29 protein-coding genes are annotated in these 24,243 nt (G+C 62.5%); 16 read left to right on the top strand and 13 right to left on the bottom strand.

Annotated elements, in window-relative coordinates; translation table 11 throughout:
• Positions 1 to 230 precede the first annotated feature (230 nt).
• Entirely contained in the window at positions 231 to 1,691 is a 1,461-nt protein-coding gene (locus tag AC1DJW_RS01520) for a chlorohydrolase family protein (RefSeq protein ID WP_476900560.1), read from the bottom strand.
• A gap of 36 nt (positions 1,692 to 1,727) precedes the next feature.
• The gene (locus tag AC1DJW_RS01515; RefSeq protein ID WP_476900559.1) at positions 1,728 to 2,447 is read right to left on the bottom strand and encodes a FadR/GntR family transcriptional regulator; all 720 of its coding nucleotides are present in this window, start codon (positions 2,445 to 2,447) and stop codon (positions 1,728 to 1,730) included.
• A 97-nt stretch (positions 2,448 to 2,544) separates the two neighbouring features.
• Here AC1DJW_RS01515 and AC1DJW_RS01510 point away from each other — a divergent pair, with 97 nt between their 5' ends.
• From AC1DJW_RS01510 to AC1DJW_RS01440, 15 genes are all read left to right on the top strand, one after another.
• Positions 2,545 to 3,636 carry a sugar phosphate isomerase/epimerase family protein gene (locus AC1DJW_RS01510; RefSeq protein WP_476900558.1) on the top strand — a complete coding sequence of 364 codons (1,092 nt, stop codon included), beginning with the start codon at positions 2,545 to 2,547 and terminating at the stop codon, positions 3,634 to 3,636.
• Complete coding sequence (locus AC1DJW_RS01505) at positions 3,633 to 4,520, top strand: ABC transporter permease (RefSeq protein ID WP_476900557.1); 888 nt, start codon at positions 3,633 to 3,635, stop codon at positions 4,518 to 4,520. The genes AC1DJW_RS01510 and AC1DJW_RS01505 overlap by 4 nt, the downstream gene beginning before the upstream one ends.
• 9 nt (positions 4,521 to 4,529) lie before the next feature.
• Positions 4,530 to 5,546 (top strand): ABC transporter permease, encoded by a 1,017-nt coding sequence (locus AC1DJW_RS01500; RefSeq protein WP_476900556.1) that lies wholly within the window; start codon positions 4,530 to 4,532, stop codon positions 5,544 to 5,546.
• Positions 5,546 to 6,601 carry an ABC transporter ATP-binding protein gene (locus tag AC1DJW_RS01495; RefSeq protein WP_476900555.1) on the top strand — a complete coding sequence of 352 codons (1,056 nt, stop codon included), beginning with the start codon at positions 5,546 to 5,548 and terminating at the stop codon, positions 6,599 to 6,601. The genes AC1DJW_RS01500 and AC1DJW_RS01495 overlap by 1 nt, the downstream gene beginning before the upstream one ends.
• Positions 6,598 to 7,443: an ATP-binding cassette domain-containing protein gene (locus AC1DJW_RS01490; RefSeq protein ID WP_390278718.1), complete on the top strand. Its 846-nt coding sequence runs from the start codon at positions 6,598 to 6,600 to the stop codon at positions 7,441 to 7,443. Before AC1DJW_RS01495 ends, AC1DJW_RS01490 begins: the two co-directional genes overlap by 4 nt.
• A 1-nt stretch (position 7,444) precedes the next feature.
• Positions 7,445 to 9,064 (top strand): ABC transporter substrate-binding protein, encoded by a 1,620-nt coding sequence (locus AC1DJW_RS01485; protein WP_476900554.1) that lies wholly within the window; start codon positions 7,445 to 7,447, stop codon positions 9,062 to 9,064.
• A gap of 87 nt (positions 9,065 to 9,151) precedes the next feature.
• Positions 9,152 to 10,192: a sugar phosphate isomerase/epimerase family protein gene (locus tag AC1DJW_RS01480; protein ID WP_476900553.1), complete on the top strand. Its 1,041-nt coding sequence runs from the start codon at positions 9,152 to 9,154 to the stop codon at positions 10,190 to 10,192.
• Positions 10,193 to 10,300: 108 nt separating this feature from the next.
• A complete protein-coding gene (locus AC1DJW_RS01475) occupies positions 10,301 to 11,251 on the top strand; it encodes a P1 family peptidase (RefSeq protein ID WP_284755167.1) in 951 nt (316 codons plus the stop codon).
• A gap of 257 nt (positions 11,252 to 11,508) precedes the next feature.
• On the top strand, positions 11,509 to 11,730 hold the full coding sequence (gene infA, locus AC1DJW_RS01470) for a translation initiation factor IF-1 (RefSeq protein ID WP_009358723.1): 222 nt from the start codon (positions 11,509 to 11,511) through the stop codon (positions 11,728 to 11,730).
• 74 nt (positions 11,731 to 11,804) lie between these two features.
• Positions 11,805 to 11,918 carry a 50S ribosomal protein L36 gene (rpmJ, locus tag AC1DJW_RS01465; protein WP_011775570.1) on the top strand — a complete coding sequence of 38 codons (114 nt, stop codon included), beginning with the start codon at positions 11,805 to 11,807 and terminating at the stop codon, positions 11,916 to 11,918.
• A 191-nt stretch (positions 11,919 to 12,109) separates the two neighbouring features.
• A complete protein-coding gene (gene rpsM, locus AC1DJW_RS01460) occupies positions 12,110 to 12,487 on the top strand; it encodes a 30S ribosomal protein S13 (RefSeq protein ID WP_011775569.1) in 378 nt (125 codons plus the stop codon).
• Positions 12,488 to 12,538: 51 nt separating this feature from the next.
• Positions 12,539 to 12,940: a 30S ribosomal protein S11 gene (rpsK, locus tag AC1DJW_RS01455; RefSeq protein ID WP_028265083.1), complete on the top strand. Its 402-nt coding sequence runs from the start codon at positions 12,539 to 12,541 to the stop codon at positions 12,938 to 12,940.
• Positions 12,941 to 13,084: 144 nt separating this feature from the next.
• Positions 13,085 to 14,095 carry a DNA-directed RNA polymerase subunit alpha gene (locus AC1DJW_RS01450; RefSeq protein ID WP_011692778.1) on the top strand — a complete coding sequence of 337 codons (1,011 nt, stop codon included), beginning with the start codon at positions 13,085 to 13,087 and terminating at the stop codon, positions 14,093 to 14,095.
• A gap of 66 nt (positions 14,096 to 14,161) precedes the next feature.
• Positions 14,162 to 14,722, top strand: coding sequence for a 50S ribosomal protein L17 (gene rplQ, locus AC1DJW_RS01445; protein ID WP_390278728.1), 561 nt, complete (start codon positions 14,162 to 14,164; stop codon positions 14,720 to 14,722).
• A 32-nt stretch (positions 14,723 to 14,754) separates the two neighbouring features.
• Positions 14,755 to 15,645: a tRNA pseudouridine synthase A gene (locus AC1DJW_RS01440; protein WP_476900552.1), complete on the top strand. Its 891-nt coding sequence runs from the start codon at positions 14,755 to 14,757 to the stop codon at positions 15,643 to 15,645.
• A 150-nt stretch (positions 15,646 to 15,795) separates the two neighbouring features.
• Here the strand turns inward: AC1DJW_RS01440 and AC1DJW_RS01435 are convergent, their stop codons facing one another.
• From AC1DJW_RS01435 to AC1DJW_RS01400, 8 genes are all read right to left on the bottom strand, one after another.
• A complete protein-coding gene (locus AC1DJW_RS01435; protein ID WP_476900551.1) occupies positions 15,796 to 15,957 on the bottom strand; it encodes a Flp family type IVb pilin in 162 nt (53 codons plus the stop codon).
• 60 nt (positions 15,958 to 16,017) lie between these two features.
• Positions 16,018 to 16,893, bottom strand: a complete 876-nt coding sequence (locus AC1DJW_RS01430) for a type II secretion system F family protein (RefSeq protein WP_284755179.1) — start codon at positions 16,891 to 16,893, stop codon at positions 16,018 to 16,020.
• 12 nt (positions 16,894 to 16,905) lie between these two features.
• Positions 16,906 to 17,607, bottom strand: a complete 702-nt coding sequence (locus AC1DJW_RS01425) for a type II secretion system F family protein (protein ID WP_476900550.1) — start codon at positions 17,605 to 17,607, stop codon at positions 16,906 to 16,908.
• A 248-nt stretch (positions 17,608 to 17,855) separates the two neighbouring features.
• A complete protein-coding gene (locus AC1DJW_RS01420; protein WP_284755210.1) occupies positions 17,856 to 19,184 on the bottom strand; it encodes a TadA family conjugal transfer-associated ATPase in 1,329 nt (442 codons plus the stop codon).
• Positions 19,185 to 19,333: 149 nt separating this feature from the next.
• Positions 19,334 to 20,539, bottom strand: coding sequence for a CpaE/TadZ family protein (locus AC1DJW_RS01415; protein WP_284755182.1), 1,206 nt, complete (start codon positions 20,537 to 20,539; stop codon positions 19,334 to 19,336).
• Complete coding sequence (gene cpaB, locus AC1DJW_RS01410) at positions 20,536 to 21,303, bottom strand: Flp pilus assembly protein CpaB (protein ID WP_284755183.1); 768 nt, start codon at positions 21,301 to 21,303, stop codon at positions 20,536 to 20,538. Before cpaB ends, AC1DJW_RS01415 begins: the two co-directional genes overlap by 4 nt.
• Before the next feature lie 39 nt (positions 21,304 to 21,342).
• Complete coding sequence (locus AC1DJW_RS01405; protein ID WP_476900549.1) at positions 21,343 to 22,317, bottom strand: TadE/TadG family type IV pilus assembly protein; 975 nt, start codon at positions 22,315 to 22,317, stop codon at positions 21,343 to 21,345.
• Positions 22,305 to 22,619 (bottom strand): TadE family protein, encoded by a 315-nt coding sequence (locus AC1DJW_RS01400; RefSeq protein ID WP_476900586.1) that lies wholly within the window; start codon positions 22,617 to 22,619, stop codon positions 22,305 to 22,307. Before AC1DJW_RS01400 ends, AC1DJW_RS01405 begins: the two co-directional genes overlap by 13 nt.
• Here AC1DJW_RS01400 and AC1DJW_RS01395 point away from each other — a divergent pair.
• Positions 22,573 to 22,890: a hypothetical protein gene (locus AC1DJW_RS01395; RefSeq protein WP_476900588.1), complete on the top strand. Its 318-nt coding sequence runs from the start codon at positions 22,573 to 22,575 to the stop codon at positions 22,888 to 22,890. The two genes, AC1DJW_RS01400 and AC1DJW_RS01395, sit on opposite strands and share 47 nt — an antisense overlap.
• Here the strand turns inward: AC1DJW_RS01395 and AC1DJW_RS01390 are convergent.
• The 3 genes from AC1DJW_RS01390 to AC1DJW_RS01380 all read right to left on the bottom strand — a co-directional run bounded on the left by AC1DJW_RS01390 (position 22,795) and on the right by AC1DJW_RS01380 (position 24,156).
• The gene (locus AC1DJW_RS01390; protein ID WP_284755186.1) at positions 22,795 to 22,992 is read right to left on the bottom strand and encodes a Flp family type IVb pilin; all 198 of its coding nucleotides are present in this window, start codon (positions 22,990 to 22,992) and stop codon (positions 22,795 to 22,797) included. The two genes, AC1DJW_RS01395 and AC1DJW_RS01390, sit on opposite strands and share 96 nt — an antisense overlap.
• Before the next feature lie 41 nt (positions 22,993 to 23,033).
• Positions 23,034 to 23,234, bottom strand: a complete 201-nt coding sequence (locus AC1DJW_RS01385) for a Flp family type IVb pilin (protein WP_284755187.1) — start codon at positions 23,232 to 23,234, stop codon at positions 23,034 to 23,036.
• A gap of 268 nt (positions 23,235 to 23,502) precedes the next feature.
• Positions 23,503 to 24,156, bottom strand: a complete 654-nt coding sequence (locus AC1DJW_RS01380; protein WP_284755188.1) for a prepilin peptidase — start codon at positions 24,154 to 24,156, stop codon at positions 23,503 to 23,505.
• Between the last annotated feature and the right edge of the window lie 87 nt (positions 24,157 to 24,243).

Below are 24,243 nucleotides of genomic sequence, written 5' to 3'. Positions count from 1 at the left end.
CTAACGGTTCGCAGATATCGGGGCGCCCCGGACCCGAACTGTTGGGTCAAGGGGGGCGGCTAGTTTTACCTCACCACACGGAAACACCTGTCAAGTCAAAAAACGGACCGTTCGCGGGATTGTTGGACAAGCCTTCTGCGTTCGTTTACTCGATGTTTCGTGGCGGATAGGGCCGTGTTTACATTCGAGGCACGACTACCGTTTGTGCGGAATCCGCATGCTGTGCTCGTTCAGCGCAGGGGAAAGCTGGGTGGAAGGAGTTCGTGGATGGGGCGCCGGGCGTAATCCGAGGCGGTCAGGGACGCAATGTAGTGGTCCAGGAAATCCTGGGCGCGTTCCCGGTAGTCGCTCGTATCCACGGTGACGATTTCTCCCTTGTCAACGATGGTCCGTCCGGCCACCGCCACCCGCGTGATGTCCCGTCCGTCCGTGTTCATGATCAGGGTGCGGATGGGGTCGGCGTGCGGGCCGATGTGACTGCGAGTCAGGTCCAGGATGAAATAGTCGGCCTGCGCCCCCGGCGCCAGGCGTCCCAGGTCGGAACGGTCGAGCGATTCGGCCGGGTCCAGGGTGGCCGAGCGAAACAAGTCCGCGGCCTGGGCGCTTGTACGGTCCCCCGTGAGGGTCTTGGTCATTCCCATCGCCAGGTCCATGGCCCGGATCATGTTGGGCGGGGCAGAGTCGGTGCCCAGTACGATCCGCACTCCGCGCTCTCGGTAGGAGTCATAGTTGTCGAGCATCCCGCCGTAGTGGGCCATGGGGATGGGACAGAGCAGGACCGACGTTCCGGACCCGGCGAGCAACGCCAGGTCGTCCCCCGCGCCCGCGGCCGCAGGCATGTGAGGATGTCCGGGGATGGTCCACGCGTGGGGAATGTAGGTGCGTTCCGCGAGGAAACCGAGATCGGCCAAATAGGGGAGTGGACGCCGTCCCGTGCGGGCGATCACGGTCTCGACTTCGAAGAGCCCCTGGGCGGCGTGCAGGCGCACCGGAACCCTGAGCTCATCGGCGGCTTGCCGGGTGAGGCGGAGGGTCTGTTCGGTCTGCGTTTCGATCCGGGCGGGTAGCAGGGCCGTCCTGATCAGCCCTTGGGCCCGCCCTTCGTAATCCTGGGCGAAGCGGACAGCTTGATCCAGGCCATCGAGGCCGCGCCGTTCGTCCTCGTGGAGCATCACCCGCTTGCCGTCCGTATAGGGGACCGCGGTGCGGTAGCTCGGCCCCAGGTAGGCCCGGAGGCCGAGGGCCTCCACGGCGGCAGCGGTGTCGGCAAGGTCCTCGTAGTCCTCGCACCATTCGTGATAGCTCTCGGACGCAATGGGCATGAGCGTGGTGATGCCGTTGCGGACCAATTGCGATAGGGCAAACTCACGTCGGAACCGTGCCTGCTCGCGGGTGAACACGGCTCCGTGGTTCCGTAGGTAGGACTCGGACCAGACGAGGCCCAGGCGCCGATCGGGATCCGGCCACGAATCGAAGAGAGCGTGGTCGATATCGGCCAAGGCGTTCAAGTCGATGAATCCGGGGGAGACGATTGCCTGTCCGGCGTCGACGTCGATGTCCACGACTCCGGGGTAGTCCCGTCCCACGAAGACAATGGTTCCGTCTTCGTGGACCAGTTCCGCGTCGGGCAGGATGCAGTGGTCGCCGTCGGCATAGCCAATGATGAAGGCGGCTTTGATGCGCGTGATCACGGCTCTCCTTGAGGGTGTTGTCGCGGTTCGGAGATCCTAGGTGCCGGTGGAGCCCGCGGCCTTGCCCTCCAAATCCGAAGCCTGGTTGTCCAGGATCGCTCCAGCCACAAGCATGGCGTCCTGTGTGGAGCGGTCGCGAATGGCGTCAAAAAGCTCGTTATGGCTATCGTGCTCGGCGTGGGCAGCACGGTTCAGGCCCTCGGGCGATGTCCAAGAACCGTCGATGCTCTCCGCGAGGGAACCATAGATGCCGGCCAGGAGCTGGTTGTGCGCGGCGCCCACCACGGCCCGGTGGAAGTCGATGTCTGCCAGCCGGAATCCGTCTTCGTCGTGGGCTTCCGCGGCGGCGCGGCGTCGATCGAGCGCGTCCTGGAGCTTGTCGAGGTCCTCCTGGTCCCGGCGCTGCGCCGCGAGGGCGGCCGCAGGAATGTCAAGGCTGCGGCGGACTTCGATGGCCTCGAGCCTGTCCGCTCCCTGGAGGCCTTTGCGCAAGGCGACTTCTTGCTCGTCCACGGCGGCGACGAAGGTTCCGTCACCTTGACGCGTCACCAGAAGGCCTGCGTGTACCAAGGCGCGGAGGGCTTCCCGGAGGGGTGCCCGGCTGAGGCCCAAGGCCTTTCCAAGCTCCGGCTCGGGGGGAATGCGGTCTCCGAGGCCCCATTCGCCCTCCCGGATCCGCAGGCGGATGTCATCGATCGCATCGTCGACGACGCTGCGCCGGCCATTCACCGTCATGGTGCCCTCCTTGCTAGGCATGCTGTTCGCCGATCCACTTCCGTCAACGAAGCGTCTCACATGGTGTTCGAAAAATCTACTCTTTCGTAAGACGTCTTACGAGTGTATCTTGGCCAACATGACCCAGATCACACACCTGCTACCTGATTCACGGGCCGTCGGCACCGGCGAACTGCCCGAGACGCGGCTGGGAGTCCAGTTCACCCGCTACCCGGGCCATGAAGACCGGCCACTGGTCGAATCGCTGCGGGCCGCCTTGGAAGATGGCTTCACCCTCGTGGTGCTCAACAGCATCGCGGCGGAACTTTCCGGTGAGGCTCCTGACGAACTGAACGAGGTGGCGGAGGAAGCCCGGCGCGCAGACGTCGAGCTCCAGCTTGGCCTGGGCTGCGCGGGACCGTTCGATGATCCCGCCAGGATTCGGGCCGGGCTGAACAGGACCCTGGCCCGCGGCCTGGAACTAGGCGTCACTGAGTTCTTTGTTTACACACGATCAGTTCGCGAAGGGGCCGTGGAACAAGGCAGGTTCCTCGACCACCCTGCCCAGCTCCGGCTTATCCGCGCGAACCTAGAGGCACTCGCACCCGCGGCGCGTGACGCCAAGGTCCGCATCAACGTCAAGACGCACGAAGACTTGGCTTCACCGGAGGTGCAGACGCTTGTCCAGGCATTGGATCCTGCAGTCTTCGGAATCGGATTCGATGTAGCCAACCTGGTGGTTCGGGGAGAAGACCCGGTCGAGGCAGCCCAGGTGCTTGGACCTCAGGTCAGGATGACCCATTTGGAGGACGCGGTCCTGTTCCCCTTGCCGCACGGCTACCGGCGTCGCTTGCGGGCAATCGGCGAGGGGGTCTTCGATTGGGAAGCGATCCTTGGCCACCTGTTCCGTGCCGGGGTACGCGACTTCACCCTGGAACAGCACCGGGGAAAGTTCGACGCTCCGGTTTTCGACCGTTCGTGGTTCACCCACGAACCCCACCTCGACGCCGCGGGGCTGGGCCAGTTGGCCCGGCTCGGTGTTGCGACGCATGACGGCGTGGCGCGCGGGCATATCCCGGCGCTCGCCGATTGGGACGACGAACCCGCCCCTGCCGAGCGCCGTCGCCAACTGCTCCACAGTGCCGCCACCGTGCGGACGATCCTCACATCGATCGGTGCCGGCGTGAAAAAGCCGGCCACGATCCTTTCCGGAGAGGAAGGACTCTCATGACAGCCATTGCCGCCCCACAGATCGTTGTCCCGGCCAGAAGGAGACCCTTCAGGAGCTTCCTTCGGCGGGACAGGGCGTTGACCTTGACCTTGTCGTTCTTGGCCGCCCTCATTATGGCCACCCTGATTGGCCCCTTGGTCTGGCGCGTCCAGCCCGATGCCATCAACCTCGGCGCCGTCCTTCAGGCTCCCAGCCTGGGACATCCCATGGGCACGGACGACACAGGCCGTGACGTGTTGGCCCGCGTCCTGGCTGGTGGCCGGACATCGATCCTGGCGGGCCTGACCATTGCGTTGATCGGCGCGGTCGCCGGGTGTATCGCGGCCCTTTTGGCGGGATCCATGCGCGGCTGGGTGGACACACTCTTCACGTGGCTGACCAACTCCATCCTCTGCTTCCCGGCCATTCTTCTGGCAATGGCGATCGCGATGGCACTGCAGCCGGGCGTGACGGCGGTGGTCATCGGGCTTTCGCTGCACTCGTTCCCCTGGTACATGCGGACCCTTCGCGGCGAGGTGATGCGCTTGTACGGCCAGGATTTCGTTCGCTCCACCGTCGCACTCGGAGCACACCCCGCCCGCGTGCTGTTCCGCCACGTTTTCCCGCACCTGGTCCCGATCATGATCCTGCAGATGGCCGCCGTCTTCGGCGCGGCGGTGCTCTCCCTGGCTGCCCTCGGCTACCTGGGCCTCGGTGCGCAACCCCCGACGGCCGAATGGGGAGAAATGATCACCGACGGCCAACAATTCTTCCTGACCGGTCAATGGTGGATCGCGGGTTTCCCCGGCCTGGGCCTGCTCCTTGCCGTCAGCCTGACCACCATGATCGCCGACAGGGCCCGGGAAGTCCTGGACCCACGCGGTGAATTTATCCAGGCGAAATGAGGTTTCCCGATGATTAACACCATTTTCAAACGGCTCGGAGTAGCACTGGCCACGGTCTTCGGGGCTTCGATCTTCGCCTTCATCCTCCTTCGCAAGGTTCCCGGCGACCCGGCCCGCGCCATTGCCGGCGATGCGGCCACCGACGACGCCATCGCCGCGCTGCGCAAGTCGATGGGACTGGATGACAACCTGTTCGTCCAGTACGGCAACTACATGGGCTCGCTCCTCCGCGGCGACTTCGGTTTCTCGTACAGCACCGGCAACAGCGTGGGCAGCCTCCTTGCCCAACGGCTGCCGGCGACGATCGAACTGGGGCTGCTGTCGGTCATCATTGCCATTGTGGCGGCGGTCCTCGCCGCGAGCATCGCCGTCTACTCACGACGCCGCTGGCCGGACCGGTTTCTTCGAATCGCTTCCTCCCTGGCCATGGGATCGCCACCCTTCTGGATCGCCCTTCTCGCCTTGCTGGTTCTCTCGATCCAGCTCGGGATATTCCCGGGTCCCGAGGGCCGACTGTCACCAGGGACCCTCCGTCCGCCGAACGTCACCGGCATGTTTACCGTGGACGCCCTGCTTGCGGGACAGTGGGGAACCTTCGTCAATGCGGGCTGGCACCTGATTCTGCCCGCGATAATTATCGCCCTGGGTCCGTTCGCCTTCCTCAGCCGGCTGTACCGGAACCAGCTCCGCGGCACGCTGCGCGAAACTTTCGTCACCGTCGCCCAGAGCCATGGCCTGCGCAGGTTCCCGGTCTATTCCCGCCACGTGGCTCCGCACGGGCTGTTGGCACTGTTACCGGCTGCTTCGCTGTTGTTCGCCGATCTCCTGGCGGGAAGCCTGCTGGTCGAGAAAGTGTTCGGGTGGCCGGGCATCGGTTCCATGACCGCAGACGCCATCATCCAGAAGGACTTTGCCGTGGTCCAGGCCGTGCTCCTGCTGGCCGCCATCCTCTACGTGGTGGTCAGCCTTGCCGCGGACCTCATCATGACCGCGGCAGATCCCCGCACCCGAGTAGGAGCCCGCTAATGTCGCACACCAACGCACTTCCTTTTCCTTCCCGGAGCATGGCCCGCGACGTGATCACGGACCAGGCGCCCGTACTGAGCGTCAACGGACTAACCACCAACTTCGATACAGCCTCGGGAACCGTCCACGCGGTGCGGGAGGTATCGTTCGACCTCTACAAGCGGCAGAGATTGGCGATCGTCGGTGAATCGGGCTCCGGGAAATCCGCCCTCGCCATGTCCCTCGTGGGGCTCGTTCCGCCACCGGGACGCATTGTCGGCGGCAGCGTCAAGCTCAACGGGACAGAGCTCGTGGGCCTTGACGACGCCGGGATCTCCAAGATCCGGGGCCGCGACATCGGCTTGGTGTTCCAAGACCCGATGGCTGCCCTCGATCCCCTCAAGACCATCGGAACCCAGTTCGTGGAAACCATCCGGGTGCACCAGGACGTGTCCGCCAAGGTGGCCCGGCGGATGGCCTGCGAACTCCTCGCCGAAGTGGGCGTCAACGATCCCGAACGGAGGATCGCCGACTACCCACACCAGTACTCCGGGGGCATGAGGCAGCGCGTGCTCATTGCCATGGCCATCGCGAACGACCCCGCCGTGGTCATCGCCGACGAACCCACCACGGCCCTGGACGTCACCACGCAGGCGCAAGTCCTCGACCTCCTGGCCAAGATCTGCGACGAACGCGGCAATGCGCTGGTGATGATCACCCACAACCTGGGGATCGTGGAAGAACTCTGCGACAGCGTCAACGTCATGTATGCGGGACGGTTCGTCGAATCCAGCAGCACCCGGTCCCTTTTCGGCTCGCCGGCGCACCCCTACTCGAAGGCGCTCCTCGACTGTGTCATCGACCCCGCCACTGCCAAGCGTGGAGCGTTGCCGGCCATCCCCGGCTCGCCCCCGGACCTTTCCGTGGATGAGCCCGGATGCCCCTTTGTGTCCCGATGCCCGATCGGCCGGGACGAACTACGGTGCGCAACTGAACGGCCCGAGGCGCGCGCCTTGGCGGGCGGCGCCGTCGTCCGCTGCCATTTCGCAAGCGACACTCCAGGAGATGCAGCATGAGCAACGCAGCCACAGCCCCGCTCTTGCGGGTGGAGAACCTCAATAAGTCCTACGGCAGGGGTGTCGGTTCCCGGAACCGGACACAGATCCTGCGGGATGTCTCCTTCGAACTGCGCCGCGGACAAACACTGGGGCTCGTGGGGGAATCGGGCAGCGGCAAGTCCACCACGGCTGCGTGCGTCATGGGCCTGACCGCAGTAGACAGCGGACTGATCGAGTTCGACGGCGTCGACCTCACGTCCTTGTCGAAGCCGGAGATGCGGCGGATGCGCAAGCGCATCCAGATGGTGTTCCAGGACCCCAACGGATCCCTCGACCCCCGCTTCACAGTTGCCGACCTCGTGGAAGAGCCGTTGGTCATCCACGGCGTCTCGGACCCGGCGGAGCGCTCGCGCCGGGTCGAGGAAGTGCTTGACCGCGTGGGGATCACCCTCAAGCAGGCGCAACGCTATCCGTTCGCGTTCTCCGGCGGTCAACGCCAGCGGATCGCGATTGCCAGGGCACTGGTCCTCAATCCGGACCTCGTGGTCTTGGACGAACCCGTGAGCGCGCTGGACGTCTCCATCCAGGCCCAGGTCCTCAACCTCCTGAGCGACCTCCAGGATGAGCTCGGGTTGACCTATTTGTTCATCGTCCATGACCTGGCGGTGGCGCGGCTCATGAGCCATCACATCGCCGTCATGAATTCGGGACAGATCGTCGAGGCCGGAACTTCAGCGGACGTCTTCGACAACACCACCCATCCCTATACCCGTGCGTTGCTTGACGCGGTGCCGGGCGCTCGCCGTCGGGCAAATGCGCTTGCGGCGGCCGGGACGGCCGCAGCCATGGAAGGAAAGTGAAATGAGGACCCTGCCCTCCCTGCGCACCCTGACGAAGAGGACGACGGCGTTCCTCGCCGCGGCGGGCCTGCTCGCCCTGGCGGGCTGTGCCAGTCCGGCTGCTTCGTCGGCCCCGAGCAGCCGGCCCTTCACCGTAAACTGGGCCACGACGCTGACCAACATTGATCCGGCTTTCGTCTGCGCGGGCAATGAGAACAGCTTTGCTAGCAACTTTTACGCCCGGCTGGTCAAGCTCGACGAGGATCAACAGCCCGACGGCACGCTCGTGGCCAATACTGATCCTGCCCGCGTCAAAGGGGACTTGGCCACATCCTGGACGGTTTCCCCCGACGGGAAGGCCTACACGTTCTCCTTGCATCCGGGAGCCAAATTCGCGAACGGCAACCCTTTGGACGCCGAGGCCGTCCGGTACTCGATCATGCGGAACCTCACCATCGGAGGGTGCGGATCCCTTGGCCTGCAGATCGGCCTGACGGACCCGCCCCTGATTAGCAGCGTCGTCGTGGTGGACCCAGAGACTGTCCGGCTCCAGCTATCACGTGCATACCCCGCGATCCTGGTGACGTTGGCGCAGAGCCGCGGGTCGATCTATGACCCGAAAGTCATCAAGGAACATGGCGAGGACAAGAAAGGCGTGCCGAATCAATGGTTGTCCGCGCACACAGCCAGCAGTAGCGGCCCCTACGTCCTGGACGAGTACGTGGCCAACAACTACGCGGTCCTCAAGCGCAATCCGAACTACTACGGCCAAGCCGCCAAGGAACCGGTGGTCCGCGTCAACTTCATCACCTCGATCCCGACCCTGATGCTGCAGGCCCGCCGTGGAGAGGCGGATGTGACCCTGGGGCTGCCACCCTACGTGGTTCACGAACTAAGCCAGAACGACTGCTGCACGGTCACCGCGGCCCCGGCATTTGCTCCGGTCACGGTGTCATTCGACAACTCCTCCGGCGTGACGTCGAATCCAAAATTGCGGGAGGCGCTGACGTACGCGGTGCCGTACGAACAAATCAAGGCCAGCGTGGCTTACGGATACGCGGACAGCTACTACGGTCCCTTCGTTCCAGGAACACCCGGCTTCGACGCGCACCGCTCGGCCGCGCGCCCGCTCGACAAGGACAGGGCACGGGCCTTGGTCAAGGAGTCGGGCCTGGTGAACCCCCAGATCGACCTCATGATCAACCCGACATCGCCAGGGGTCTCCACGCTTGCGACGATCCTGAAAGCCTCGTGGGAAGACATAGGGGTCACGGTCAACATCGACTCGCAGACGCCCACGGCCTTTGCCACGAAGTTCAACACGGGCAAATACCAGTCTGCGCTGCTTTTCGAGAGCGCCGGTGCGGTGGCTGCCTACGAACTCCGCAAGAAGATGACCTGTGGCAGCAGCTTCAACAACCAGCACATCTGCATTCCAGGCACGCCGGATCTCATGAAGAAGCTCGACAACGCCCCGGATCTCCAGGCGCAGCAGCCGTACATCAATGCCCTGGTGGACGCGTGGCGGGCCAGTTCGCCCACCATCATCCTCTACCGTGCGCAGTTCACGGCGGTGCTGGCCCACTCGGTAAAGGCCTTTGACTACGCCTCGTCAACCACTTTCTACAACTGGGGACGCTAGGGGCGACCTCTCTGGGTACCGCTCGGGGCTCCGGAGAGCACCCGCGGCGGACAAGACAAACACGAAGAACTAGCTAAGGACGCGAAAATGCGAATTGGTGTCGATGGAAGCAAAATCCCCCACGAAGCGGACGACTCGGCGATCCGTATCCTTGAGCGGGCGCACGGCATGGGGATGGAAGGGGTGTATTTCCGTAGCGTCATGGACGTCTCCCCAACCCTGGACCGCGGCTTGCTCGCAGAAGTCCGGGACTGTGCGGACTCACTCAACCTGTACCTCCAGATGGGTCTGGCCAAGGTCAACCCGTACGCGACGGCCGAAGCGCCCCAGGTTCGCAGGCTCGGCGACGGCGACTACACGCGCGGCATGATCAAGATGATCGAGGCCGCCCACGAAGCCGCCGGAGTGACCGACTTGTGGGTGGCGTGTGCCAACTACCAGCGCGGCATGCCGGGCTACTACGTTTTCGACCGCTTTCGGACCGACGCACCGTGGGCCGACCAGCTCGTGGCGATCGAGAAGTTCCTGCGGCTGCTTGCGCCGGTGGCCCGGGATCACGGCGTGCACATGAACATCGAGACCCACGAAGAGATCACGAGCTACGAAATCGTCCGCTTGGTGGAAGCCGTGGGGCCGGACGTCCTCGGGGTTACCTTCGACACGGCCAACGTGGTGGTGCGCGGGGAAGACCCTGTGGCCGCTGCGCGTCGCGTGGCACCGTACACCCGGGCCACGCACTTGCGGGACTTTGTCCTGGGCGAACAAGACGGCGTGTTCGGGCGGGTCTTCGCACCGATCGGCCAGGGCTCGATCGATTGGGATGCGGTTCTCGGCATCCTGCGCGCCGAAAACCCGGACCTGCCGCTCTCCATCGAGAACGCAGGCCCCACCCTGCACTTGCCGATCGGCATCGACGATCCTGAATGGATTGCCATGCACCCTGACCTGGACCCCGAAGAGGTGGCCAGCATCCGGAACATGGCTGCGGACTACGCGGAACGCGCGGAACGGGGCGACGCGCCGCGGCTCGGCGACTTGCGCGCCGCCCCGTACGACGGCGCGCACTTCATCGACGTCTCGGCGAAAGCCTTGAGGGACGCGCTGTCCCGGATCGGAGCAGCGGTGTAGGCACGACTGCACCGTTCACACCCAACTGGCTCGCAGTTGTTGTCGTTATGAGCCGCCATAACGACAACAACTGCGAGCTACTTGGGTGGGGAGGAGCAGAATAGGCCCATGACTTCCAAGATCACTGATGTGCCAGGAATCCGGGTGGGACATGTCCAGCGGATCGGCGGTGGCTGGCTGAGCGGGGTGACCGTTGTCCTTCCGCCGCCGGGGACGGTGGGATCGGTGGATGTGCGTGGCGGCGGCCCCGGCACGCACGAGACGGACGCCCTCGACCCCACCACGCTGGTGCCCACGGTCGACGCCGTTGTGCTCACCGGCGGTAGCGCCTTCGGTTTGGTCACGGCCCACGGCGCCCAGCGATGGTGCGAAGAACAAGGGCGCGGTTTCGCCGTGACCGGGGGAGTAGTACCGATCGTCCCGGCCGCCGCGATCTTCGACCTGGGTCGCGGCGGTGACTTCGCAGCCCGCCCCGACGAAGCCATGGGTTACGAAGCCGCCGGTGCGGCTGCGGCGTCAAGCGAGCACGCCGACGTCGTGCGCGGAAACGTCGGTGCCGGTACCGGTGCCGTGATTGGGCGCGGCGCGTTCAAAGGGGGAGTTGGCACCTCGTCCATCACCCTGGACAGCGGCGTGGTGGTGGGTGCGCTCGCAGTGGTCAACGCTCTGGGAATGCCTTTCGGCACATCGTCCCGTCGGACGGAATCCGGCAGCTCCGAACCGGCGGGGCCTCCGGCGCTGAACACCACGCTCGTCGTCGTCGCCACCAACGCGGTCCTCGACCCGGCCGAATGCAAGCGCACCGCGAGTGCCGCACACGCCGGCCTCGCCCGGGCGCTGAGTCCTTCCCATACCCTCGCCGACGGCGACACCGTGTTCGCGCTGGCGACCGGCGCCGTCGGGCTTGACCGCAGTTCGGAACAAGCAAGGCAGGTGTCGCTCATCACCCTGCAAAGCGCAGCGGCAGACGCCGTCCGCCTGGCTGTCCTCGACGGTGTCGCGGCCGCGGAATCCATCACGACGGCGGCAAGCACCTTCCCTGCCTACGGCGCGGTTTAGCGGGATCCAAGGCAGTTCCCCGGCCAGGGGAAGGGTGACACCGTGCCGGTGTCTGCGCTAGCATGGGCGGATTTAACTTTCGCGCCGTCTTGGCGTAGAGTTGTCTGTTGGTTGTCTGCACAGCCACGCCCATTTAACAGGTCGCGAGTCCTGCTTCGTGGAGTGGCAGGAGCCGGACGGCCAAACAAACAAAAAACGTCCGCAGATTTTCCGGTGCCTAACCGGAGGGCTGCGGCAAACAACAGTTAGCGGAGGATATGGCCAAGAAGGACGGGGTCATTGAGATCGAGGGCGTTGTGACTGAGGCGCTGCCCAATGCGATGTTTCGCGTTGAGCTCACCAACAAGCACATCGTTCTTGCACACATCTCGGGGAAGATGCGACAGCACTACATCAGGATTCTCCCTGAGGACCGCGTAGTGGTGGAGCTGAGCCCTTACGACCTCACACGTGGTCGCATCGTCTACCGCTACAAGTAATTGCTGGGCGGCAGCCTCGGGAAACCCGGGTATAGCCGTTTCAGCCGACCAACTGCAACACGCAAAGGAACGCCATGAAGGTCAAGCCGAGCGTTAAGCAGATCTGCGACAAGTGCAAAGTGATCCGCCGTAATGGCCGGGTCATGGTGATCTGCGAGAACCCGCGCCACAAGCAGCGCCAGGGCTAATTCCCCGCAAGGGAACTAGCGCCCGCGAGGGCAACCTGGGTTGCTAACCCACGCAAGTAAATAAAGGCAGCACAAGCTGAATTGGGACGTATGGAGCCCGGACAGCTAACCCCCGGTCGGAGGCTGGGGCCGCACTGAAAGTGCGGGTGTACTGCCTACGACCTCCGGTTTATTCAAGGAGTACTGCCACTATGGCTCGTCTCGCTGGCGTAGACATTCCCCGCGAAAAGCGGTTGGAAATTGCGCTTACTTACATCTACGGCGTGGGCAAGACCCGTGCACACGAAACCCTGGCTGCCACCGGCATCAGCGCTGACGTTCGCGTCAAGGACCTGACTGACGCCGAGCTGGTCCAGCTGCGTGACTACATTGAAGGCAACTACAAGGTTGAGGGTGACCTTCGCCGCGAAGTAGCAGCAGATATCCGCCGCAAGGTTGAAATCGGCAGCTACGAAGGCCTGCGTCACCGCAAGGGCCTGCCCGTACGCGGTCAGCGTACGAAGACCAACGCTCGTACCCGCAAGGGCCCGAAGCGTACCGTCGCCGGCAAGAAGAAGGCCGGACGTTAATCCCTTGGGATTAGCTCGGTTTTCCCCCGATAACTTTCTGTAGGAGAAATAATGCCCCCGAAGACTCGTGGCGCGGTTCGCAAGCCGCGTAAGAAGGACAAGAAGAATATCGCGCTTGGCCAAGCGCACATCAAGAGCACCTTTAACAACACCATCGTGTCCATCACGGACCCGAACGGTGCTGTAATCTCCTGGGCTTCCGCCGGTGAGGTTGGATTCAAGGGCTCCCGCAAGTCCACCCCGTTCGCCGCCCAGATGGCTGCTGAGGCCGCTGCAAAGCGTGCCCAGGAGCACGGTCTGCGCAAGGTTGACGTGTTCGTCAAGGGACCGGGATCCGGACGCGAGACCGCAATCCGTTCGCTGCAGGCCGCTGGCCTCGAGGTTGGCTCCATCCAGGACGTCACCCCCAGCGCCCACAACGGTTGCCGCCCGCCGAAGCGCCGCCGCGTCTAATTGGATTCTTGGCCTTTGCCGGCCGGGTTCGCCACGGAACAGTCTGACTGTTCCGTGGCGCCCCGGCCGGCAAAGCCGGAACCAAGCCGATTTCCACCACCTGTGTTGCGTCATATAGCGGATGCTCGCCGAAAGGAAACCTAAGTGCTTATTGCACAGCGCCCCACTCTGTCTGAAGAAGTAGTCTCCGAGAACCGCTCGCGTTTCATCATTGAACCGCTGGAACCGGGCTTCGGTTACACCCTCGGAAACTCCCTCCGCCGTACCCTGCTCTCCTCCATCCCCGGTGCCGCTGTAACCAGCATCCGGATCGATGGCGTGCTGCACGAGTTCACCACGGTTCCGGGTGTCAAGGAAGATGTCACTGAGATCATCCTGAACATCAAGAACCTCTCCGTGTCCTCCGAGCACGATGAGCCGGTTGTTGCATACCTGCGCAAGCAGGGCCCCGGAGTCGTCACCGCCGCGGACATCGCTCCGCCGGCCGGCGTCGAATTCCACAACCCGGATCTGCACATTGCCACGCTGAACTCGAAGGGCAAGTTCGAACTCGAACTGACCATCGAACGCGGTCGCGGCTACGTTTCGGCAGCTCAGAACAAGTCCGGCGACTCCGAGATCGGCCGTATCCCGGTCGACTCGATCTACTCGCCGGTCTTGAAGGTTACCTTCCGCGTGGAAGCTACCCGTGTTGAGCAGCGCACTGACTTCGACAAGCTGATTGTCGACGTCGAGACCAAGCAGGCTATCGCCCCGCGCGACGCTGTTGCTTCGGCAGGCACCACGCTGGTGGAACTGTTCGGTCTTGCACGTGAGCTGAACACCGCAGCTGAAGGTATCGAGATTGGCCCGTCGCCGACGGATGCTGCCCTGGCAGCTGACATGGCACTGCCGATCGAGGATCTGGACCTCACCGTCCGTTCCTACAACTGCCTCAAGCGTGAGGGCATCCACACCGTGGGTGAACTCGTTGCCCGCTCCGAGGCTGACCTGATGGACATCCGTAACTTCGGTGCGAAGTCCATCGACGAGGTCAAGGCAAAGCTGGTTGAACTGGGTCTGTCCCTCAAGGATTCCCCTCCCGGTTTCGATCTTGCAGCCCGCGCCGCAGCCATCGAAGAGGACGACGCCGCGTTCAGCGACGACGAGCTCTAACAAGCAGATCTTGGCCACCGAGTCCACGTTCGGACCCGGACGGCCTTCATTACAGGAGAAATTACTATGCCTACCCCCACTAAGGGTCCGCGCCTCGGAGGCGGTCCGGCTCACGAGCGCCTGATGCTCGCGAACCTGGCAGCATCGCTGTTCGAGCACAAGCGCATCACCACCACGGTCACCAAGGCCAAGCGCCTGAAGCCGTACGCAGAGCGCCTCGTGACCTTCGCCAAGCGCGGCGACCTGTCCTCCCGCCGTCGCGTGCTCGGCCTGATCAGCGACAAGGGCATCGTCCACGAGCTGTTCACCGACATCGCCGGCGCCGTTGCCAACCGCGATGGTGGCTACACCCGTATCACCAAGATCGGCAACCGCAAGGGCGACAACGCTCCCATGGCTGTCATCGAGCTGGTTCTTGAGCCGGTTTCCCCGAAGCAGGCTGTAGTTGCCGAGGCAACTGCTGCTGCCAAGAAGGACGCTGAGAAGGCTGCTCCGGTTGCCGAAGAAGCCGCACCGGTTGCCGAGGAAGAGGTCGTTGAGGCTGAAGCCGCAGAGACCGAAGCCGAGGCTCCTGAAGCTGAAGCTGCTGAAACCGAAGAGGCTCCGGCCGCTGAGGAAAAGAAGTAATTCACTGAATTCTTCACAGTAGACTTAAGTCTATGAACGAACGAAAACCCGCTGCCCCCGTTTTGGGGGGCGGCGGGTTTTTGCGTGTCCGGATGGATCTTTCGTACGACGGCGGCCCTTTCAACGGGTGGGCGCTCCAGCCCGGTCTTCGCACAGTGCAAGGATCGCTGGAAGAGGGGTTGGCGCTGATCGTCCGGCGCCCTGTCCGGGTCACCGTGGCGGGGCGGACAGACGCCGGCGTCCACGCCCGCGGACAAGTGGCGCACATTGATCTCTCGGAGGCCGAGTGGGGTGGACTGCCGAGGGGCCACGAAATCGACCCTGCTGCGGCGCTGCTCCGGAGGCTTCGCGGAGCCTTGAGCCGGGTCCTGCATGATGAGACCGGCGCCATCGAGGTGCACGACGTCGGACTGGCGGCTGACGGTTTCGACGCTCGCTTCTCAGCGTTGTGGCGCCGCTACAGTTACCGGATTGCCGATGGCCCCGAACGCTGGGATCCCGTCTTGCGCAGGCTCACCCTTTGGCACAAGGCGGAGTTGGACGAGGACGCGATGAATTCCGGGGCGGCGTCGCTCCTTGGGCTTCAGGACTTTCGCGCCTATTGCAAGCCTAGGGAAGGTGCCACGACTATCCGCGAGCTGCAGCGGCTTGAATTCGTCCGCGGCAGCGACGGTGTATTGGTCGCCAACGTCCAGGCCGACGCATTCTGCCACAACATGGTGCGGGCCCTGGTGGGATCGGCATTGCGCGTGGGGGAGGGCCTGGAGAGTCCGGAGTGGCTGCATGAGCGCCTGCTCGCTGGGGTCAGGGACGCCAAGTCGGTCCTCGCCGCGCCACACCCCTTGGTGCTTGAGGAAGTGGCCTATCCCTCTGACGACCAACTGTTTGCGCGGGCTGAACTGACCCGGGCCCGGCGGGAGTAGGTTCGGGGGCCGTCCAAACGTTCCACCCTTGGAACGTTTGGACGGCCCCCTCCCGGCTCTGGGTACCGTGGAGGGGGCCTGCGAAGACCACCCGCGGTTCTGGGTTCGCGGGTGGCCGGTCGGTAGCGCCCCAGATGCGCCGGTCCTGGATTATGGCAGTCCCAGAGCGGTTTTCACTCCGGTGACCAGGGTGTCGAAGTAGCCGTTCAGGGCAGTCCCGAACAATCCGACTCCTGCCACGATGACCATCGCGACGAAGCCCACCAAAATTGAGTACTCAGTGGCCGTAGCTCCGTGTTCACTGGCCAACATCCTGATTAGGTGCTTGAACCTTCTTTTCATATCGATCACCGTCTGTTCGTTAGGGTGACATTAGGAAAACGCAGCGATGATGTTCATGACGGCTGGTCCCAGGAGGATGATGAACAGCGTTGGAAAGATGCAGAAGATCAGCGGGAAAAGGATTTTCACTGGAATCTTCATTGCATACTCCTCGGCCCGCTGACGGCGCTTGGTCCGCATTTCCTGAGCTTGGGCTTTGAGGACCTTGGCGATGGCGATGCCGTAGGCGTCCGCCTGGACAACCGCCCTGATGAAGCTGCGAACGTCTGGAACATCTACGCGCTGGGACATGTCCTCGTAGGCGTCCTTGCGGCTGCGTCCCACCTGAATGTCCTGGAGCGTCCGGATGAACTCGTCTGCCAGCGGCCCTTTACCGTTCTCGGCGGTTCGTGCCATCGCCGCTTCGAAGCCCAGGCCTGCCTGGACGGAAATCAGCATCTGATCGAGCGAGTTTGGCAGTTCTAGCCTGATTGCGTCCCGCCGTTTCTGAGCATTGGAACGAATGAGGATGTCCGGTACGAAATAGGCGACTCCGATGACGGCGATGCCAAGAATGAACTTGCCAACTGATGGATCGCCGAGGAACAACAGCAATCCGAAGACGCCGCCACCGAGTGCCAGCAGTGGTTTGATCATCAGGATCCGGCCCAGAGGCCAATCCTTGGGACGACCAGCCCCCGCCAGTTGCTTGTCGAGCCAAGCGACGTAGCCCCCAGGTGCAAGTTGGCGTGAAATGCTCGTCAGACGATCGCCAAGGTTGCTGGATTGTGTCGCAACTGCCGTGCGGACACCGAGATTCGTCCGAATGTTGCGTATTCCTGCTCGGTCGCCGGTGAAAGCGAGCCAAACCATCCAAGACACTGGGGCCACTATGGCCAGCATGGCTGCGTATGCGAAGAATTGCATGGCGGATCCCTCCTAGTACTTCGGCTTGATGAGTCGGCTCAGCCAGAATGCACCAAGGCTGAGCATGACAACCGCCGCCGCGAGCATCAGATAGCCGGGCAGAGTGGACGTGAAGGTATGGGCGTAGCTCGGGTTAATGAACAGGAGCGCGATGAACATAACCACGGGCAGGGCGAGAAGCACGAGCGCGGACATCCGCCCTTCGGCGCTCAGCGCCTTGACCTGACGACGGATCTGGTTCCGGTCACGGATGGTTTCGCCAACGTGATCCAATACTTCCGCCAGGTCTCCGCCAACTTCCCGGTGGATCTCGATCGCCTGTGCTATCCAACTGAAGTCCTCGCTCCTGGTCCGTATGGCGACATCGCTCAGGGACTCACCAAGATCGCGCCCGATCCGGGTTTCGTTGACGATCCTGCTCATCTCCTCGGCCATCGGCGCCTCGCTCTCCTGGGCGACAGCGTCCACCGCCCTCAAGAGGCTGTGCCCTGCCCGCATCCCTCCGCTTAACATCTGGAGGGCATCGGGCACTTGTTCGTCGAATTTCGCCGTCCGCCGGGCGGTGAGAACGCTCAGGAATGCCACCAGGGAAACCACAGCGATGAGGCACATCAGGATCGTGAAGACGAGGCCACCGAGAAGGAAGCCGATCGCGCCGGCAAAAACCACCACGATTCCAGCAATCAAGATGTAGTCGGCCGGTTGCTTCTTCAAACCCGCCGCATCCAGCCTCGCCCGCGAAAGATACCCGCCAGATCGCGAATGAACGCGTGTTTGGATGGCATCTCTCGCGCCATCAGTAAGCCGCGTCAAGGCAGACGTCCGGATCAGTGATTCCGGGCGGCGCCTTTCGGCATCGAGGGTTCTTTTTGACTTTAGTACCACCAACACGAGCAGAAGCAAAGCAACGTACACCAAGCCCAAGCCCGCCGCCAGAAAAACGGACTGCGCCCCCGATTCGCTCATCGCAAGCCTCCCACCATCGGGGCGCCGAACACTGCAGGAGAGATGGGAATCCCCAGTTCTGCGAAGCGGTCTGTGAAGCGGGGACGTACTCCCGTGGGGATCGGCTTGCCCAGGAACCGGCCGTTGGCATCGACGCCGGCCGAGTAGTCGAACACGAAGGCGTCTTGGAGAGTCACGATGTCGCCTTCCATGCCCTGGACCTCGGTGATGTGCGTGACCCTGCGTGTTCCATCCCGCAGGCGGCTGATGTGCACGATCAGGTTCACGGCGGATGCCACTTGTTCGCGGATGGCCCTGAGTGGAAGGTCCATTCCGGCCATCAGCACCAGGGTTTCGAGGCGTGCAACCGCGTCCCGTGGGGAGTTGGCGTGGACCGTGGAAATGGAACCGTCGTGGCCTGTGTTCATGGCTTGAAGCATGTCGAGGGATTCTCCTCCACGAACTTCGCCCACCACGATGCGGTCAGGACGCATACGGAGGGAGTTGCGCACGAGATCCCGAATGGTGACCTCACCGCGTCCCTCTATGTTGGCTGGCCTGCTCTCCAGGCGCACCACATGCTCTTGTTGGAGCTGCAGTTCGACGGCGTCCTCAATGGTGACGATCCGGTCCTCTACGGGAATGAACGACGAGAGGACGTTCAACAGGGTCGTCTTCCCGGTGCCGGTACCGCCGGACACGATGATATTCATCCGAGCTAGGACACAAGCCCTCAGCAGCTCCGCCATTTCCGGAGACAGGCTGCCAAACTCGATGAGTTTGTTCACCGTGAGTGCTTCGCGGCCAAACTTTCGTATGGTCAGCGAAGGTCCATTGACGGCGAGCGGCGGAATGATGGCATTCACACGGGAACCGTCGGGGAGCCGTGCGTCGACGAGTGGAGACGACTCGTCGATTCGCCGCCCGACCCTGGACACAATGCGTTCAATGATCCGCCGTAGGGCCTCGTCTGAGGAGAATTTGGCCTCGGTCTTGTACAGCCGGCCATACCGTTCAACGTAGATGCTGTCGTACCGGTTAACCATGACTTCCGTAATTTCCGGATCGTCCAGGAACCGCTGGATAGCGCCATGGCCGAGGACGTCGTCGATGATCTCTGCCGTGAGGCGCTGCCGTTCTGCTGAGGTCAGGGGCACCTGCTCTTCGTCGACAACAATCTTCAGCTCGTCGCGTACGTACTGGTGCAGTTCTGTCTCGTCCAGGGAGGAGTCAGAGAGTCTCGAGCCGAGTCGCTCAAACAGGGCCTTGCTTGCCCGCTCCTTGAGGTCACCGAGTGCTTCACTCGCCAGAATCGTCGACGGCGTGTTTTCATCGGCATGAGCCATGGTGTTCGAGGACTCGGCCGCTTTTGCTTCTTGGATACGGCCGAGCGTGGTTGCTGTTGGCGCAGCCATTTCCGGCGGAACGGTCGCAGCGTCCTGTGCTGCTCCGGAACCCGCGTCGTGCCGACGACTTTCGAGTCTGCGTGAGAGGTTCACCGGACTACCGCCCTTCTGTGCATCTGCTTGTGTGTTCGCTCGTCCCAATTGGGCTTAAACCGGTTCACCAGCAGGCGTAGTCCTTTGGTGGCGGCATCTCGCGTCCCGTCCTGCAAGAGCGGGACGCCCTTGTTCGTGGAGAAAGGAAGGGTCCGGGATCGAGGAATAGCAACATCCACTGGAACCCCAATAGTCGCTTCCACGTCCTTGAGGACCAGTCCGCTCTTGGGATCGGCCATGTTCAGGACGACGTGACGGTGCTGAGGAAGCAATTGCAATTCGTCGAGGATATTCAGTCCCGTCCGCAACCCGCGGATGCTCGGAATATCCATGCCGCAAACCCACACTGCATCAGTGGCGTTCTCCAAAGCGGCGAGCACGTGCTCGCCGAGCCCAGGAGCGGTATCGATGACGACATATTGGAATTCGTGCCGCAACTGTTCCAACAACCTGCTGACGTGTTGGGCTGTGATGCGATCCATTTCGACGGGATTGCGAGGGGCGCACAGCGCATAGATGCTGGCCGGGTGAACGCTCAAATAGGTCTTGAGCACCATGGAATCCTGGCTGGCTGGTCCAAGCACGGCGTCCGTGATGGTGTGTTCGGGGTTCAAGAGGAGGCCGCTGGCCACATCGCCAAACTGTAGGTCCAGGTCCACGATCACCACGCCCATCGGCGCCAAGGTACCGAGGCCTACTGCCAGATTCGTGGCCACCGTAGTCTTGCCCACGCCGCCCTTAGGTGACATGACCGCAATGATGCGGCCGCCCGAAGCCTGCGACGGGGTCTCGATGGCGTTGGGGGCGAGGCCCCGTCGCCTGCCGGCGGCTGCAAGGCTTGCCCGCTCCACCATCACGCGGATGGTGTCCGAGTCCGCTGCGGGGGAGAGCAGGTCTCGCACCCCGGAGCGCATTGCTGCCAGGACCAATGACTCGCTCTGTTCCGCGGCCAGCACCACGCTGATTTCCGGGAACTGGAGATCCAGCAGGGAAGCGTGTTTGAGAGAGTCATTGATTTCCAGCCCCGGGCCCAAGATCAGCACTTCAGGTGGTTCTCCCAGGAGCTGGTCCAGGATCTCACGTGGCCCTGCCGGCAAGTAGTCGGCCTGGAACCACTGGAGACTTCCGCTCATTCCTGCAGTTGCAGTGCGGACCTTTCGTTCGAAGTCAGGTTCCGGGGTGATGAGAACGAAGCGGCTCATTTGAATACACTTCCCCGATCGATGACGCCAGTTGCGCCTGCGGCGGCGTCTGAAGGCTCTTTGCTCAGGTAGATGGTGCCGAACTCAACGGCGTACACGATCTTTTGGACGTCGACGGCGGAGCGGGCCACTGTGACGAGGTAGCCACTTCCTGAACCCGCAGTCTTGTTGGCGTTCAGGGCACCGCTGCTTGCCTGAGCGGCGGAGCTTGAGTTGTCCGCGATCGCTCCACTTGCGTCCTGAACTGCGGTGACGAGGACTTTGTGAAAGGTAAAGCTGGTTTGATCAGGGGCGCTGGCTTTGTCATCGGCTTTGAAGGACAGCATCACGCCGACTGTGTCGCCGGCCTTCACTGTCCCGCCGACGACGCGTTCGATCGGCAGTTTGAGCGTGATTTCTTGGAGGCCCGTGGGTACTTGAACACGGCCCGGACCGGCCAAGCTGGTTGGATCGACCATTCGGGTCGCAAGCAATTGCTCACCGGGCATGAATTCAATCGAAGAAACCTTGGAGCCGAGGTCCCCAAGATTGGTGACGCTGTCAGCCGCAATGGCTGACTTTGGCACAGACTTTTTGACGACGGAATCCCCGAAACCGGCGGTCGGGGTGCCAGCGGGAATTTCTTTTTGGATGACGTAGACGTCTTCGGTCTCCGTATTTGCCAGAGCGCGCTTGTCGGCGCCTTGGACGTAGAACACGAGCATCACTGTTCCAATGATGGCTACGACAAGCGCAGCGATGCCTCCCAGTAGGCGTGTTTTCACTGTTCTTCCTTCCCAGATGCGCTCGTCCAAGAGCGCGATTTATTGGATGAGTTGCGGCGGCAGATTGGCCCCGCCTTGCGTGTATCCCCCTCCTTGGTACACAGAGGGATCGGCAATCCAGCTGACGAAATACCCGCGGATACCGTTGTTGCTGCCTCCAAGGCCTGTTTGATCGCCGCCCGACATGCCGGGGAAGTTGTACCCAGTCAGATAGAAGGCGGCATATCCCTTGATGTAGTACTTACCTCCGGCGCCGCTTGCCGAGGCTTGCGTGAAAACGGGGAATGCGACCACGGTGTTCAGATAACCGTTGATGAGGGACTTGCACGTTTTGGGCATGCTCAGTCCCGTGTTGGTCTGAGCGTAGGGATCCACTACTCCACTCGTGGACGGATCATCTGGATAGACCTGCGCGGCGCACTGGCCGGGCACGGGCGTAAGCCACTCGAATCCGCCCGGGATGACCTGGCCCGATGGGCTGTCACTCACGCAGGTTGTGCTGCCGTGGGTCAAAATCGTCTGCGTGGCACCATTGATGTCGAACTGGCAAGGCGCGAAGGTCAGAGGCAGGGTCGCGGGGCCGGAGCCAGGGCCGCCCCATGTCGCAGTGGCTTTGGCGCCGACCGTCACTGGGCCAGTGTTGAGAGCGTTTGCGAACATCTTGCTCAGGTATCCAGCGCCGGTAGTGCCGTCCTTGGTAGATGTTGTGACTGTTACCTTGCCTGGGACGCTTAGATCCACTGACTTCACAGTGCTGGCGCCATCGTTGGCGTTGGAGTTAGCGAGGGGGCCGGCCAACGAAGTATTGCAGGAACCTTTGGCGCAGCTGCGCGCAACGGCGAGGGCTCCGGCGTCGGCTCCGTTCTGAAGTTGGGCGCGTTCTGCGTAGATTTGGCCGACGTCAACCGCAACTGCGCCCACCCCGATGAGCACCAGCATCATAAGCGCGACCATCACGCCGGCAACACCGCTTTCCCTGTCCTGAGGGTCCCAACGTCGGATCAGCCGTTGCATTGCATTGCTCCTTTGCCGGTGACCGTGAGGCTGGAACCGAAGAACCCGGTAAGGGATTTGCCACTGTAGGTGGTGGTCACAGTGATGGTCGGAGGGGGGCTGCCTGCACTACAGGCGCCCGAGTAGCTGAAACTCAGCTTGGAGGTGTCCAGCGAGGGCGCGCCGGCCTTGCCGGCCGCGGTTGCCTTGCTTGTGTCGTTGGTGATTGCCATTGTGCGAGCAGCTTCACGCGAGGCTTGAGTCACTGAAACCTGGATGTTGTACGCGTTTGAAAACTCGACAACAGCGATGATCAGAGACACAAGGATCGGCGCGACGAGCGCGAATTCGACAGCAACTGCGCCCCGCTCTTTGTTCCTGGAAGACTTGATCCTGCGTTTCAAAGGATCCCCCTGGGTAGATATGCTGCCGACGTTTGCAGCGGGAAAGGTCGACGGTGTGCTGCGCCGTAGGGCGCAGCACACCGCGATTGCCTGGTTACCAGGTTCCGACCGTAGTGGCGAGGCTGCTGAAAAAGGTGTTCAGGTTGCCGCCGAAAAGGCCGACGCCGCCAACAATCACAAGGGCTATTAGGCCCACCAGCAATGAATATTCTGTGGCGGTGGCTCCCTTTTCGGTGGAGATTCGTGCGAGAGCCAGACTGATTCTTTTGAATTTTGTGTTTATATTGAACATTTCGTAACCACCTGACGGCTCTTGAGACCAGCCGCTGGCGGCTACCAGCCCCCGACGGTTGTGGCGAGGCTGCTGAAGAAGGTGTTCAGGTTCTTGCCGAACAGGCCGACGCCGGCGACGATGACCAGTGCAATGAGACCGACCAGCAGCGAATATTCCGTCGCTGTTGCGCCCTTCTCGGCGGTGAACTTGTCTTTGATGCCGGCGATGAATGCGAGGGTGGAGATCATGAGAGTTGACATTGGAAAAACCTTCCCAGATAAGTGAATTTGTCTACGAATTCCGGTTGCCCACATATTCTGTTTGGCGTTCGGATTTCGATAGGACAAGAATTGCTCTTGGGAGGGTTAACAAACAATGCGTAGTGGTACTCGTCTTTTCTAGTGCGAGTGGGTTGGACTACTCGAAGAGCCCCGGAGCGGTACTCGGTTTTTCTGCCTAAGTACCACCTAGCTACTGACACGGATGGGTCTCGTGGGGACTGAGGGGAACTCGGGAAGCATGCCGTGCTTACGTGACGAGAAGGACCACTCCAATTGCCGCAGCGAACATGGCCGGCCCGTGGGCAACTTCAGATCGCTTGGTTTCGCGCTTCAGGCGCAACAACAGCACCGTCATCACCCCGCCCACCACGAAGCCCAGCAGTCCCCCATAGAACACTTGGGTCCAGCCCAAGTAGCCCAAGTACAAACCGAGTGGTGCTGCGAGCTTTACATCGCCCATTCCGAGGCCGCCCGGAGAAATCAATCCAAGAATTAAGTACCCGAGGAACAAAATGACGGCGCCGGCGGCCGCCCGCAGCAGTCCGGACCAGTCGAGAGTCAGCGTGGCGGACATAGTTAACAGACCAAGGCCGGCAGTAAGGAGACCCAGGACCAGCGGGTTTGGCAGCAAATGGTGCGCCACGTCTACGCGTGATAGCTGCACAGCCATTACCCCTAGTAGTAGGTAGGCAGGGAGTACTGGGGAGTACCCGAACCGGAGCGTCAGGAGGGCAAACAACACGGCGGTGGCCACCGCCGTCGTGATTCGGATGGCGGGGGAGGGGAGCCCGCCAAGCCGCGGCAGGGATCGGGCTATCAGGACCTCAGCCAGGGGGCTCGTGAGAAGCCCCAGGAGCCCGAAGGAGGCCACGAGCAAGGGCTGGGCGGCAGTTGCTGTCATGGCATCTCCTAGGAGCTTAGAAGCGGTCTCAGTTGTTCACGTTGGTTGACAGCCTATTTTGACCCTGAAGCTCCTTGCCGCTATTGT

This window comes from Arthrobacter sp. 05L417, from assembly GCF_056397865.1.
This window is presented reverse-complemented; position numbering and strand designations above follow the sequence as displayed.

Excerpts from the sequence above, each read along its gene's own strand:
- AC1DJW_RS01515 (WP_476900559.1), bottom strand. The coding sequence starts at position 2,447 with ATGCCTAGCAAGGAGGGCACCATGACGGTGAATGGCCGGCGCAGCGTC.
- AC1DJW_RS01510 (WP_476900558.1), top strand. The coding sequence starts at position 2,545 with ATGACCCAGATCACACACCTGCTACCTGATTCACGGGCCGTCGGCACC.
- AC1DJW_RS01505 (WP_476900557.1), top strand. The coding sequence starts at position 3,633 with ATGACAGCCATTGCCGCCCCACAGATCGTTGTCCCGGCCAGAAGGAGA.
- AC1DJW_RS01500 (WP_476900556.1), top strand. The coding sequence starts at position 4,530 with ATGATTAACACCATTTTCAAACGGCTCGGAGTAGCACTGGCCACGGTC.
- AC1DJW_RS01495 (WP_476900555.1), top strand. The coding sequence starts at position 5,546 with ATGTCGCACACCAACGCACTTCCTTTTCCTTCCCGGAGCATGGCCCGC.
- AC1DJW_RS01490 (WP_390278718.1), top strand. The coding sequence starts at position 6,598 with ATGAGCAACGCAGCCACAGCCCCGCTCTTGCGGGTGGAGAACCTCAAT.
- AC1DJW_RS01485 (WP_476900554.1), top strand. The coding sequence starts at position 7,445 with ATGAGGACCCTGCCCTCCCTGCGCACCCTGACGAAGAGGACGACGGCG.
- AC1DJW_RS01480 (WP_476900553.1), top strand. The coding sequence starts at position 9,152 with ATGCGAATTGGTGTCGATGGAAGCAAAATCCCCCACGAAGCGGACGAC.
- AC1DJW_RS01475 (WP_284755167.1), top strand. The coding sequence starts at position 10,301 with ATGACTTCCAAGATCACTGATGTGCCAGGAATCCGGGTGGGACATGTC.
- infA (WP_009358723.1), top strand. The coding sequence starts at position 11,509 with ATGGCCAAGAAGGACGGGGTCATTGAGATCGAGGGCGTTGTGACTGAG.
- rpmJ (WP_011775570.1), top strand. The coding sequence starts at position 11,805 with ATGAAGGTCAAGCCGAGCGTTAAGCAGATCTGCGACAAGTGCAAAGTG.
- rpsM (WP_011775569.1), top strand. The coding sequence starts at position 12,110 with ATGGCTCGTCTCGCTGGCGTAGACATTCCCCGCGAAAAGCGGTTGGAA.
- rpsK (WP_028265083.1), top strand. The coding sequence starts at position 12,539 with ATGCCCCCGAAGACTCGTGGCGCGGTTCGCAAGCCGCGTAAGAAGGAC.
- rplQ (WP_390278728.1), top strand. The coding sequence starts at position 14,162 with ATGCCTACCCCCACTAAGGGTCCGCGCCTCGGAGGCGGTCCGGCTCAC.
- AC1DJW_RS01440 (WP_476900552.1), top strand. The coding sequence starts at position 14,755 with ATGAACGAACGAAAACCCGCTGCCCCCGTTTTGGGGGGCGGCGGGTTT.
- AC1DJW_RS01435 (WP_476900551.1), bottom strand. The coding sequence starts at position 15,957 with ATGTTGGCCAGTGAACACGGAGCTACGGCCACTGAGTACTCAATTTTG.
- AC1DJW_RS01430 (WP_284755179.1), bottom strand. The coding sequence starts at position 16,893 with ATGCAATTCTTCGCATACGCAGCCATGCTGGCCATAGTGGCCCCAGTG.
- AC1DJW_RS01420 (WP_284755210.1), bottom strand. The coding sequence starts at position 19,184 with ATGGCTCATGCCGATGAAAACACGCCGTCGACGATTCTGGCGAGTGAA.
- AC1DJW_RS01415 (WP_284755182.1), bottom strand. The coding sequence starts at position 20,539 with ATGAGCCGCTTCGTTCTCATCACCCCGGAACCTGACTTCGAACGAAAG.
- AC1DJW_RS01405 (WP_476900549.1), bottom strand. The coding sequence starts at position 22,317 with ATGCAACGGCTGATCCGACGTTGGGACCCTCAGGACAGGGAAAGCGGT.
- AC1DJW_RS01395 (WP_476900588.1), top strand. The coding sequence starts at position 22,573 with ATGTTGTACGCGTTTGAAAACTCGACAACAGCGATGATCAGAGACACA.
- AC1DJW_RS01390 (WP_284755186.1), bottom strand. The coding sequence starts at position 22,992 with ATGTTCAATATAAACACAAAATTCAAAAGAATCAGTCTGGCTCTCGCA.
- AC1DJW_RS01385 (WP_284755187.1), bottom strand. The coding sequence starts at position 23,234 with ATGTCAACTCTCATGATCTCCACCCTCGCATTCATCGCCGGCATCAAA.
- AC1DJW_RS01380 (WP_284755188.1), bottom strand. The coding sequence starts at position 24,156 with ATGACAGCAACTGCCGCCCAGCCCTTGCTCGTGGCCTCCTTCGGGCTC.